Below are 587 nucleotides of genomic sequence, written 5' to 3' on the forward strand. Positions count from 1 at the left end.
TAATGCTCTTTGGGGGTTGGTTTTCAGAAGGCGGAAGCCATGATCTATGTCCTGATTTGCTTGTACATGAGCGTAAGCCGGGGAGTGCTGGAAACGACGTTGTGAAAGTTGACGGTGCCCATGGTTACTACCACCCCTTCGGGCTGAAGAACCTTGTGCTTTGAGGGGGTAAGGCCCAGATTCTTTTGAACCTTTTTGATTATAAAGAAGAGGAGACTGCCGGTAATGGCTGCCTCCTCCATAGTTTGGTTGTAAGTTCATACGCTGAATAAGCCTTTGTGCCTGGGAGCGTTCGTGAAGCCACTGTCTTGTATGGATTATGGCGAGAGTACAAAGGTTCAACACTCGTCACGCTCACTAACGGAGCTGTCTGACGTTTAATATTGGCAGGCAGAGAAACGCATTAATAACTCTCGCTCTTGAAATCTCCAGGGTTCATCTTTCTTCAGTTCATGTCGATGGGGTTCAAGGTTGTTGGCCAGAGCAAAGAGTGAATCTGCTTTCTGTTTGAACTCATGCTTCTTGTTTTCTTCAATGCCCAAGGTTCGCAGCATGAATTTCGGCCAGACAGATACAAGGCGGAAGCA

Annotated in this window: 1 protein-coding gene; it reads right to left on the reverse strand. The window is 47.4% G+C overall.

From position 1 onward, the window contains the following. Positions 1–377: 377 nt before the first annotated feature. The coding region (locus E1189_RS00640) for a hypothetical protein (protein WP_230459863.1) at positions 378–587 on the reverse strand (210 nt) is incomplete at its 5' end.

Source organism: Parendozoicomonas verongulae, assembly GCF_009711465.1.
Taxonomy (GTDB): domain Bacteria; phylum Pseudomonadota; class Gammaproteobacteria; order Pseudomonadales; family Endozoicomonadaceae; genus Sansalvadorimonas; species Sansalvadorimonas verongulae.